Consider the following 10,595-nt stretch of genomic DNA (forward strand, 5'->3'; position numbering starts at 1 on the left):
CTAGACAAGCTTTTGAGCTATTCAGAAGACTTGAGACACCACTATAATATCTATCAGCTCTTGCTTTTTCACTTTCAGAACAAGGAGCCTGACAAATTTTTCGGACTCATTGAGGACAAGCTTAAGCTGGTCCATCCTCTTTTTCAGACTGTCTTTAAAACCTTCCTCAAGGATAAAGAGAAAATCGTCAACGCCCTTCAACTACCCTATTCCAACGCAAAATTGGAAGCCACTAATAATCTCATCAAACTTATCAAGCGCAATGCATTTGGTTTTCGGAACTTTGAAAACTTCAAAAAACGAATTTTTATCGCCCTAAATATCAAAAAAGAAAGGACGAAATTTGGCCTTTCTAGATCTTAACTTTTCATCTACCCACTACAGTTGACAAAGAGCCAATTTATTTTGATGAATTTCCACATCAATTAAACGCTTTCCAAATCCTCTCTTCACCTTTGCAAATTCAATACCTTTATTGAAAGCCCCCCTCAGCAACACCTAATGCAATAGCACTTAAGCCAAGTTGCATATTTTTAATGATGTTAGCAAATTGGACATCCCCAGCTAATTCGTCTCCCAATAAGGCGTTTTCCGGGAGCAAGACATTTTTCAGCGTGACTGAACTCAAAGGAAGACCTATCAAGCCCGGTTTTTCAATCTGTTCACCAATTAGCACATCCGAATCTTTTGGATCAACAATAAAGAGTCCGTACTTCTCCACCTTACCTTGTTCTTTTACTTTTGCCAAAACCAGTAGTATATCTGCAACGCTGCTATTGGAAATCATCGCCTTTTTCCCTGAGAGACACCATCCCTGATCAGTCTTTGTCGCATACGTTTCAAGATCTTCTAGCCCCTTTAGATGTTTATACTCGCAAAATCCTAATCCTCCTATATACTGACCTTTTAGTAACTTTTCAAGATATAATTCCTTTTGCTCTGCTGTCCCAAAATTCAAAATAGAATAAATTCCATAGCAACCTTGTGTTAATAAAACAGCTGAAAGAGCAGCAAATTCATTAGCAATTTTTCGGATAAATGTGATGAAATCAGAACTTAACGTGTGATTCTTTTCAGATAAAATGGGCAAAAATATATCCATTTCGTTCGTCAATTCATCCCACATTTCCTTTGGAAAATAAGTTGATTCATCATGTGATTTTACATAGTTTTTAATTGCTGTATTCGTATATGAATCAATCATAGCTGCTGTAGTGCTAATTTTTGACATCAATTTGCTCCTTTATTAGGTATCAAGGCTCGAAATAGGATGATAGTAACCTTTCAAAAGTTCTTCATAAACGTATGCTTCAACTTCATTATAATTTGCTTTATACGGTCTGCAGAACCAGATATTAAATGGAACCGGATCTTTAAAACGAACAGCTTTAAACTTATTTTTATCCACAAAATATTCTACTGGACGAGGTAAAATAGTAATCATATCATTCTTATACGTAGACTCTGTTAAAAAATCCCATGCTGATGATAAATATGTAAAATTTGTCTCTATCTTCTTATTTTTTAATTTTTCAGCTACTAATTCATAAGTGGTAAATGATTTATTAAATGTTGCTAAATCGTAAGCGGCGATGTCTTTCCATTCAAGAAGTTCTTTATCTGCTAAAGGATGATTTTTATCCATATAAGCTGCATATTCATCGGCTTGTATAATATATTGCTCGTACTTTTTAGCATCTAAATTAGTCGGCTCAATCAATAAAACAAAATTTAAATCACCTTCAAGAAATTTTTGACGTAAATCCTTGCTTCCTCCCTCCACAACTTGAATATTAATGTTCGGATTATCTTTTAAAAATTTAGGGAGAGCACTTGCAAAATAAACACGCAAAATCAGAGAAGGAATGCCTAAGTTAATGGTTCCTTTTTGTTTTTGCGCTTCCATATGAATCATGGATTGCATTTCTTCATGACGATTGACAATTTCCGTAGCAAAACGATAAATTTTCCCACCAGCTTCTGTCAGACTTTCTAATCTTCCATTTCTACGATTAAAAAGCTGCAGTCCTTCAGTCGCTTCAAAATTTGTGACAAATTGACTCAAAGCAGATTGACTAATATGAATTTTTTTAGTAGCAATCGAAAGATTACATCCACATTCGACGATATTGATAAAGTAAGTCATTTGAATAATATCCATGTTCATCGTCTCCTATCTTTCAATATTTGTAATATAATTTGTCAGGAATAAAATAGCAACTGATCTTTTTAATATAGATGATCAGTTGCTAATAGGTTGATTAAAAACTTATCATCGATAAAGTTCGTTATAAGCATATACTAACACACTTTATGGCAAACAGTAGCTATATTTGCTTGATAATTTAACTAGATAGACATTGTTTTTAAGTCATCTGATACGATTACTTCGCCCTCTGTCTTTTCAAGAACTTCTTCCAAAGAGACACCGGGAGCTAATTCTTTCAAAAGGAATTTCCCGTCTTGAAAACCAAATACTGCTAATTCTGTAATGACCAAATCCAAAACTCTTTTAGCTGATAAGGGCAGTGTGCATTCTTTCAGCATTTTTGATTTGCCGTCACCGGTAGTATATTGAATAGCCGCGATAACCCTTTTGACACCAACTAGAAGATCCATAGCTCCCCCCATTCCTGGAGCAAACTTATCGGGGATAATCCAGTTTGCAATACTACCATCTTGGCTAACTTCTAACGCTCCTAAAACTGTAGCATCAACGTGGCCTCCACGAATAATGGCAAACGACGTTTGAAAGTCAAATAAAGATGCTCCCGTAAAAGAGTAATGGGGGCTCCACCAGAGTTGGCCAGATTCGCATTGTAGTTTTCTTTTGTTGGTGTCTCACCAAAACGAAGAGCACCATTTTCTGCTTGAAGGATAACATTCACGCCTTCAGGAATATAATCAGCAGAGGCATTCGGAATACCAAATCCAAGGTTGATGACATCTCCATCTTTAAATTCAAGAGCTACACGTCTTGCTATAATTTCTTTTGATTTCATATTAATTTACCCCTGCCAATTTTTTAGTCTCTATCCAGAGGTCGCCCATCATTTTATGATGTTCTTTAGAAGTCAAGCTTTTAACAACATAGTCTACAAGAATTCCGGGAATATATACATCGTTAGGATCAATTTCTCCAACTTCAACAATTTCATCGGCTTCAACAATCACTGTATCAGCTGCAAGAGCCAGCTGCAATGAAATATTTTTAGTTGTCCCATCAATGTATAAATTGCCATATTTATCTGACTTGGTAGCTTTAATCAAAGCAACATCGATTTTCAAAGGATCATAAACCAGATATTCTCTGCCGTTGCGAGCTACTTTTTCATAATCTTTTTCCAAAATAGTCCCAACTCCAGTCGGAGTCAAGACAGCTCCCAAACCAGCACCCGCAGCGTGAAGTCGTTCTACCACAGTTCCCATTGGTGTGAACTCAACTTCCATATCACCACTAAAATATTCATGTTGTACGGCAGCAGAAGTTCCCACATGAGCAGCGATGTATTTTTTTACTTGGTGATTTTCACACAAGCGACCAACGCCAAGCTCTTTACCCGGTTGTGAGGTAACAACAGATACTATTGTTAAGTTCTGTTGATTTTGTCGAACCAATTCTTCAATGAGTTCAAATGGTTCACCTACCCCAAGAAAGCCTGAGATACCAACCATATAACCAGATTTAATCTTAGAAACTGCTTCTGGTAATGTTACAATGTGCATACCACTACCTCCACCTACTATTTGCGATTTAATCACGACTTCTGCACTTTGACAAAAATATTGTCATAAACCATTTTGATTTCATTCGACAAAAAAACAAAAGTGGAATAGGGCTGAAAACTAAAAATTTTTAGCCCGTTCTCTCACTCTTGCAAAACTTGCTCAAGTATCGCGTGACTATTTATTTCCATCATAAAAACGAGGCTGGGATATTATCGTCCCAACCTCGTTTTTATTATAGTTGCATTTGGTTATACGTTTTACTAAATGCATTTAGAATTTCTTTTGGTGCGTCTTTATAAGAAGTTTCTTCTTCCAGCGTTCCTTTAACAATCGTTCGTGACGTAGCTGCAGCATCTTCACAAGTCACCAAAGTCACTTCATTGACACCTTCGCGGTCATTAATCACATCTACTCTATCAGGTGCTACATTCTCAACTGAAGTAATGGAGTAAGTATAAATTTTTTCCTTATCTGTCAGATAAATTTTCATTCCGGCTTTAGCACGATCTAAAGGAGAAAAGAGCATATTGCTTGCACCTGTAATCCCAAATACATGGTGACTAGCCAATGCGTAATTCCCTTTCCCCATTTGCTGCGTTTCTTTCATCGTACCTGCGCCATAATAAAGCCCCACATTATCCAAGCCTTTAAAAATCGGCAAATTCATTGAAAGTTCAGGAATAGCAATTCCACCAACAACTGGTAATTGCTGTGCTTTCCATTGCGCGTTAATCACATCTTCGGTAGACAGCGATTTAACTTTATCGAAATTAAAGCTAGTTTTGGCTTTTTTATTTTGAGTGATTTTATCTTTTGAAACTTTGCTCACTTGATACCGATTGGTATGCCAAACCATTATCATATTCCGAATAGAAGAGTTGAAAATAAGTGCAAGTGCAACAATGATTAACAATGTCGCAATAATGTTAATCAGAATATTTTTTCTTTTATTATGTTTTTTTCTTGTTGATGACATAACATTTCCTTTTATTTAGTTTATTCTTCATCCACTTCTTTTTCATTCTCTGCTGCAACGCTTGTAAAAGTAACAATCTGCGCTCCCTTATCTAGTCGCATTACTTTAACACCCAAAGTTGCACGTCCTGTTTGAGAAATATTAGCAACATTTGTCCGAATAATAACCCCTGTATTTGTGATAATCATCAAATCTTCATCACCATTCACAGCCATTAAACCTGCTAATGGACCATTTTTCTCAGTAATATTAGCTGTTTTCATCCCTTTTCCGCCACGTCCTTTCGTAGCGTATTCACTAGCTAAAGTACGCTTGCCATATCCTTTTTCAGTGATGACTAACACTTCTTGATCATTCGAAATGACACTTGCTCCTACAACATGGTCACCCGCACGCAAATTCACTCCACGCACGCCGGTCGCAGCCCGTCCCATATTTCGGACTTGGTTTTCATTAAAACGTACAGCATAACCCATTTTTGTTCCAATAATGATATCTGCTTGACCATTTGTCAAAAAGACATTGATGAGTTCATCCTCATCTTTTAAATTCAGAGCTTTCAGACCGTTTTGACGAATATTAGCAAACTCTGTTACGCTTGTCCGTTTCACAACACCATGACGCGTTGTAAAGAAAAGGTAGGAATTATCATCATGCTCGGCTTGAACGTTGATAATCGTTTGGATTGTTTCGCCTTCGTCCAATTTCAATAAATTAACAATCGGCAAACCTTTCGCTGTACGACCGTATTCAGGAATTTCATAACCTTTCAAACGATAAACACGACCTTTATTGGTAAAGAAGAGTAAGCGATCATGTGTGCTGGTAGAAACTAATTCACGGACAAAATCGTCATCCTTTACACCTGTTCCTTGAATACCACGCCCACCACGTTTTTGCGCAGTAAATTCATCTTGGTTCAACCGTTTAATGTAACCCTTATTGGAAAGTGTAATCAAAACATCTGCTTCCTCGATGAGATCTTCATCTTCCAGAGCCAGTACTTCACCAACCATTAGTTCTGTACGACGTTCGTCAGAAAACTTACGTTTAATCTCTTCTAATTCTTCCTTGATAATCGCAACAACTCGTTCTGGTTTTGCCAATATATCTGCTAGATCTGCTATCAATTTCATCAAGTCGTCATATTCAGATTGAATCTTATTCCGTTCTAATCCCGTTAAACGGCGAAGACGCATATCCAGAATCGCCTGACTTTGACGTTCGGATAATTCATAGCGTGCCATCAACTCTGCTTGCGCTTCTGCATCTGTCTTACTGTTTCGGATGATGCGAATCACTTCATCAATGTGATCAAGTGCAATCAGCAAACCAGCTAAAATATGTGCACGAGCTTCCGCCTTTTCCTTATCAAAAACAGTCCGACGTGTCACCACTTCTTTTTGGTGTTCAATATAAGCAAGCAAAATCTCGCGTAAAGACAGAATCTTTGGCACTCCATTTTGAATTGCTAGCATATTGAAACTGAAATTCGCCTGCATTTGCGTGAGTTTAAACAAATTATTCAAAATAACATGCGCACTTGCATCACGTTTCACTTCAATGATAAAGCGAACCCCTTCACGGTTAGACTCGTCACGAACTGCCGTAATCCCGTCAATACGCTTTTCTTGGACTAACCGCACAATATGTTCATGAACTTTTGTTTTATTGACCATATACGGAAATTCGGTAACAACAATCCGTTCGCGACCAGATTTAGTTTCTTCGATTTCTGTCCGAGCACGTAAAACAATGGACCCCTTCCCAGTTTCATAAGCGCGATGAATGCCTGATTTTCCCATAACCAAAGCGCCTGTCGGGAAATCTGGACCAGGCAACACTTCCATAAGGTCACGTGTGGTCACATCTGGATTATCCATGACTAATTTCACAGCATCAATGGTCTCACCAAGATTGTGAGGAGGAATGTTTGTTGCCATTCCCACAGCAATACCTGTCGCCCCATTGACCAGCAAATTAGGAAAACGTGACGGTAAAACTAATGGTTCACGCTCACTACTATCATAGTTATCTGCAAAATCAACTGTATTTTTGTTAATATCGCGCAACATTTCAAGTGATATTTTGCTCATCCGAGCTTCTGTATACCGTTGTGCCGCGGGACCGTCTCCGTCCATAGAACCAAAGTTTCCGTGACCATCTACTAACATGTGACGGTAAGACCACCATTGCGCCATCCGCACCATTGCTTCATAGATAGAAGAGTCTCCATGTGGGTGGTATTTACCCATGACATCACCCGTGATACGAGCAGATTTCTTATGTGGTTTGTCAGGAGTTACCCCCAACTCATTCATTCCATACAATATTCTACGGTGAACAGGCTTTAAGCCATCACGAACATCAGGAAGCGCTCGAGCAACAATGACACTCATGGCGTAGTCAATGAAACTCGTCTTCATTTCACTCGTTAAATTCACATTTACTAAATTATTATCCTGCATTAAAAAATGCCTCTCTTCATTTATATGACCATATCATTATAACATAAATTGGGATTTTTTTCAGTAAACATCCCTTATTATAAAAACGTTTACATAAGATGATATGTATTATATTCGTGACAAAATGTTACAAAAGTGATAGAATAGATGTGTAAAGGGAAAACGTTCCCCAATAAAATAAAGGAGATGTTTAGCAAAATGACTCTTACTAAACAACATAAAAAAGTCATCCTTGTTGGTGACGGTGCTGTAGGTTCTTCTTACGCATTTGCTCTTGTCAACCAAGGAATCGCCCAAGAACTTGGTATTGTTGATATTTTCAAAGAAAAAACAGAAGGGGATGCTGAAGACCTTAGCCATGCCTTGGCTTTCACTTCACCTAAGAAAATTTATTCAGCAGAATATGCTGATGCGCACGATGCAGATCTTGTCGTTTTGACTGCTGGTGCACCACAAAAACCGGGTGAAACTCGTCTTCAATTGGTTGAAAAAAACCTTCGTATCAACAAAGATGTTGTTACTAAAATTGTTGCTTCAGGATTCAACGGTATCTTCCTTGTAGCTGCTAACCCAGTTGACATTTTGACTTATTCAACTTGGAAATTCTCTGGATTCCCTAAAGAACGTGTCATTGGTTCAGGTACTTCTCTTGACTCAGCACGTTTCCGTCAAGCACTTGCTGAAAAATTAGATGTAGATGCTCGTTCTGTCCATGCTTACATCATGGGAGAACATGGTGATTCAGAATTCGCTGTTTGGTCACATGCCAACGTTGCAGGTGTCAACCTTGAAAATTATCTCCAAGACGTAGAAAACTTTAATGCAGCTGAATTAGTTGACTTGTTTGAAGGTGTTCGTGATGCTGCATACTCAATCATCAATAAAAAAGGTGCAACTTTCTATGGTATCGCAGTTGCCTTAGCTCGTATCACAAAAGCTATCCTTGATGACGAAAATTCAGTTCTTCCACTTTCAGTATTCCAAGAGGGTCAATATCCTGGCGTTACAGATTGCTACATTGGTCAACCAGCTATTGTCGGCGCACATGGTATCGTACGTCCAGTAAATATCCCGTTGAATGATGCTGAAAAACAAAAAATGCAAGCTTCTGCTAAACAATTAAAAGACATCATCAATGATGCCTTCTCCAAAGAAGAATTTGCTTCAGCAGCTAAAAACTAAAGAATTTCCTTTCTTGAGAGTGGGGCTGTAAAAGTTGATTTATCAACGTATTAGAGTCCACTCAACCACTGCGTCTTATAATTCTAACTATATAAACAAAGGAAGCTGGGGACTTTTGTCTCAGCTCCTTTTTCATATCTAAAACGGATACGATAAAGTCATGATGCCGTGCAAATCAACTTTATCGTATCCATTTATTTTATATAATCTCACTTTATCAATTATTTCAATATATCTTTTAAATAAGGAACAGTCTTCTCACCCTTCATATCTGACAGCACCCGAATCCAGCGAAACGCTGTATGCTCTTCTGGATCAAGTTTAATCTCTCTATATTCCAGCAAATTTGCCTTATACACTAGACGCGTAAAAACGACGCCCTTTGTATCATCATAACAGCTATCCTCATGAAGAATCGAACTTAATTGTACCTTTTGGTTAACTTCTTCCATCGCTTCACGTACAGCTCCTTCTCGTGGCAATTCGTCTTCTTCCACACTCCCTCCAGGAATGTCCCAATATTCGGGATACATATTTGGCTCACCACGTTTTATTTTACTTCGTTTGATGAGCAAGTATTTTCCATTTTTTTCAATTAGAGCATGTGCAATCAATTTCACAGGCATTGGTAATCTCCCTTATAAAAATAAAAAATCTTGCATATAACAAGATTTATAAGCAGATAACAATCATCCACCCTGAGGGAATCGAACCCCCATCTCAAGAACCGGAATCTTACGTGATATCCATTACACTAAGGGTGGTAACTATTATAGTATACACAAAAAATGAAAAAATAACAAGTAAAAAAAGACTGAAATGATAAATTCCAATCCTTTTATTTGATTATAATTCAATATCACCAAATAAGTCAGCCATTGAAAATCCAGTTTGAGTTTCTGGAAGTTCAAAGTCACGTTTTTCTTGACGTTTTTGACGACGAGGACGTGATTGACGTTTTTCTTTTTGGTCATCTTCTTGTGCTGGACGTTCTTCAAGAGCCTTGATAGAAAGTGATACACGTTCTGCATCAGCATTTACATCAAGAACTTTCACGGTTACTTCCTGACCGGCTTTAAGCACATCTTTGGGATTTTCAACACGTTTATGTGAAATTTGTGAAATATGGACAAGTCCGTCAATACCTGGTAATACTTCTACAAAAGCACCGAAATCTGTTAAACGTTTAACTGTACCTTCGATAACATCACCGGAAGCAAGTTTTTGCTCGACACCGTCCCATGGTCCAGGAGTTGTAGCTTTAAGAGAAAGCGATACACGACCTTCTTCTTCATTCAAATCAAGAACTTTTACTTCGATTTCATCGCCAACTGATACAACAGATTTTGGTGAAACATTGCGCTCATGTGACAATTCAGTTAAATGAACAAGTCCGTCAACACCACCAAGATCAATAAAAGCGCCAAAGCTTGTGATACGTGCAACTTTACCAGTCACGATGTCACCAACAGCTAATTTGCTAAATACTTCAGCACGTGCTGCTGCAGCTTTTTCTTCTACTACTTCACGGCGTGAAAGAATGAAACGATTTTCTTTTGGATCCACTTCTTTAATTTTTGCTTCAAATTCTTGGCCAACAAAACGTTCAGTGTTACGAACGAAACGAGTATCTAGCATTGAAGCAGGGATAAATCCACGAAGCCCTTCAAATTCTACTGAAAGACCGCCTTTAACAGCACGAGTACCTTTTACAGTAACAACTTCTTCTTCACGTCCAACCAACTTGTCCCATGCCTTGCGAGCTTCTAAACGTTTTTTAGATACAAGGTAAGTAACTGTATCAGTATCTTTACCAACTACTTGACGAAGAACAAGCAATTCAAGTGTTTCACCTGGTTTTACAAGATCGTTAATGTCAGCTTCACGATCATTTGTCAATTCACGAAGGGTCAACACACCTTCTACACCAGTTCCAGCGATTGCAACATTAGCTTGGTTCGCATCAACAGTCAATACTTCAGCAGTAACGACATCGCCTGGCTCAACTTGGCTAACACTATTTAGCAAATCTTCAAATTCATTCATCTAAAAAAATCCTCCAACAATCAAGCATTTCTCGCTTGACATACTTATAATATTTTTCCTAAGCACCGCAATGACATTGAACTATCTTTAACGTTTCTCACCCTATAAAGAAATAAAATACCCTAAGATATTTTACCATTTATCTGATATATTACCTAAGAACTGGGGTAGCTGGATTCGAACCAACGCATGAG

Annotated in this window: 9 protein-coding genes, 1 tRNA gene and 1 pseudogene; 2 read left to right on the forward strand and 9 right to left on the reverse strand. The window is 37.9% G+C overall.

The window, feature by feature from the left end:
• Positions 1-363, forward strand: a 363-nt coding sequence (locus HMPREF2574_RS01130) for a transposase (protein WP_142350177.1), incomplete at its 5' end; no start/stop codon positions are given.
• A 109-nt stretch (positions 364-472) separates the two neighbouring features.
• Here the strand turns inward: HMPREF2574_RS01130 and HMPREF2574_RS01135 are convergent.
• From HMPREF2574_RS01135 to gyrA, 6 genes and pseudogenes are all read right to left on the reverse strand, one after another.
• Positions 473-1,231 carry an acyl-CoA dehydrogenase family protein gene (locus HMPREF2574_RS01135; protein WP_142350178.1) on the reverse strand — a complete coding sequence of 253 codons (759 nt, stop codon included), beginning with the start codon at positions 1,229-1,231 and terminating at the stop codon, positions 473-475.
• Positions 1,232-1,246: 15 nt separating this feature from the next.
• The gene (locus tag HMPREF2574_RS01140; protein WP_070812078.1) at positions 1,247-2,161 is read right to left on the reverse strand and encodes a LysR family transcriptional regulator; all 915 of its coding nucleotides are present in this window, start codon (positions 2,159-2,161) and stop codon (positions 1,247-1,249) included.
• A 188-nt stretch (positions 2,162-2,349) separates the two neighbouring features.
• A pseudogene (locus HMPREF2574_RS01145) lies at positions 2,350-3,002 on the reverse strand (3-oxoacid CoA-transferase subunit B).
• A gap of 1 nt (position 3,003) precedes the next feature.
• A complete protein-coding gene (locus HMPREF2574_RS01150) occupies positions 3,004-3,726 on the reverse strand; it encodes a CoA transferase subunit A (protein ID WP_070812079.1) in 723 nt (240 codons plus the stop codon).
• Between the two features lie 235 nt (positions 3,727-3,961).
• On the reverse strand, positions 3,962-4,705 hold the full coding sequence (locus HMPREF2574_RS01155) for a class A sortase (protein WP_024051643.1): 744 nt from the start codon (positions 4,703-4,705) through the stop codon (positions 3,962-3,964).
• Between the two features lie 20 nt (positions 4,706-4,725).
• Complete coding sequence (gene gyrA / locus HMPREF2574_RS01160) at positions 4,726-7,173, reverse strand: DNA gyrase subunit A (protein ID WP_070583895.1); 2,448 nt, start codon at positions 7,171-7,173, stop codon at positions 4,726-4,728.
• Between the two features lie 198 nt (positions 7,174-7,371).
• On the opposite strand from gyrA, the gene HMPREF2574_RS01165 reads away from it, so the two are divergent.
• On the forward strand, positions 7,372-8,355 hold the full coding sequence (locus HMPREF2574_RS01165; protein ID WP_003024429.1) for an L-lactate dehydrogenase: 984 nt from the start codon (positions 7,372-7,374) through the stop codon (positions 8,353-8,355).
• 221 nt (positions 8,356-8,576) lie between these two features.
• Here the strand turns inward: HMPREF2574_RS01165 and HMPREF2574_RS01170 are convergent, their stop codons facing one another.
• The 3 genes from HMPREF2574_RS01170 to rpsA form a co-directional block, all read right to left on the reverse strand.
• Complete coding sequence (locus HMPREF2574_RS01170; RefSeq protein ID WP_024051645.1) at positions 8,577-8,981, reverse strand: NUDIX hydrolase; 405 nt, start codon at positions 8,979-8,981, stop codon at positions 8,577-8,579.
• 66 nt (positions 8,982-9,047) lie between these two features.
• Positions 9,048-9,119, reverse strand: a tRNA-Arg gene (locus tag HMPREF2574_RS01175).
• Positions 9,120-9,201: 82 nt separating this feature from the next.
• Positions 9,202-10,401 carry a 30S ribosomal protein S1 gene (rpsA, locus tag HMPREF2574_RS01180; protein WP_070812080.1) on the reverse strand — a complete coding sequence of 400 codons (1,200 nt, stop codon included), beginning with the start codon at positions 10,399-10,401 and terminating at the stop codon, positions 9,202-9,204.
• Positions 10,402-10,595 lie beyond the last annotated feature (194 nt).

It is taken from the genome of Streptococcus sp. HMSC034E12 (assembly GCF_001835915.1).
GTDB lineage: Bacteria > Bacillota > Bacilli > Lactobacillales > Streptococcaceae > Streptococcus > Streptococcus vaginalis.